The organism is Streptomyces sp. NPDC041200, from assembly GCF_055591805.1.
Map to the genome: position 1 here is coordinate 1 of NZ_JBVIZF010000140.1, position 1,079 is coordinate 1,079.

The 1,079-nt window shown below is 73.9% G+C and carries 1 protein-coding gene; it reads left to right on the forward strand.

Translation table 11 applies throughout. The features are described from left to right. The coding region (locus ACZ6CL_RS43020) for a ketoacyl-synthetase C-terminal extension domain-containing protein (protein ID WP_468947054.1) at positions 1 to 1,079 on the forward strand (1,079 nt) is incomplete at both ends.

Consider the following 1,079-nt stretch of genomic DNA (forward strand, 5'->3'; position numbering starts at 1 on the left):
GCGGATGGCCGTATCAAGGCCTTCGCGGCGGGTGCGGATGGCACCGGTTGGGGTGAGGGTGTCGGCATGCTGCTCGTGGAGCGGCTGTCGGACGCCCGGCGCAACGGACACACCGTGCTGGCGACCGTGCGGGGCTCGGCGATCAACCAGGACGGTGCGTCGAATGGTCTGACGGCGCCGAACGGTCCGTCGCAGCAGCGGGTGATCCGGCAGGCGCTGGCCGGTGCCGGTCTGTCGGCCGCCGAGGTGGACGCGGTCGAGGCGCACGGTACGGGGACGAAGCTGGGTGACCCGATCGAGGCGCAGGCGCTGCTGGCCACCTACGGCCAGGACCGCCCCGAGGGGAAGCCGCTGCTGCTCGGCTCCATCAAGTCCAACATCGGCCACACGCAGGCGGCTGCCGGTGTGGCGGGCGTGATGAAGATGGTGCTGGCGCTGCAACACGGTGTGCTGCCGCAGACGCTGCACGTGGATGAGCCGACGCCGCACGTCGACTGGTCCGCCGGTGAGTTGGAGCTGCTGACGGAGGCGCGGGAGTGGCCGGAGACCGGCCGTCCGCGCCGAGCGGCGGTGTCGGCGTTCGGCATCAGCGGCACCAACGCGCACACCGTGCTGGAGCAGGCCCCGGCCCCGGAGGCCGCCCCGGCCGCCCCGGCCGCCACTCCGGCGGTGGAGTTGCCGACGGTGCCGTGGGTGCTGTCGGCCAAGTCCCCGGCCGCCGTACGCGGTCAGGCCGAACGGCTGCTGGCCCACCTCGGCGGCGACGCCGCACCGGCCGCCACCGACGTGGCCTACTCGCTGGCCACGACCCGCACCGCCATGGACCACCGGGCCGTGCTCACCGCTGACGGCGGGGACGCGCTGCTCGCCGGTCTCGCGGCGCTGGCGGCGGGCGAGTCCGATGTGCCGGGCCTGGTCGAGGGCTCGGTGGCGGGCGGCAAGGTGGCGTTCCTGTTCACGGGTCAGGGCAGCCAGCGGCTCGGGATGGGCCGTGAGCTGTACGAGACGTACCCGGTGTTCGCGGACGCGCTGGACGAGGTGTGCGCCCATCTGGACGCGCATCTGGAACGGCCGCTGCG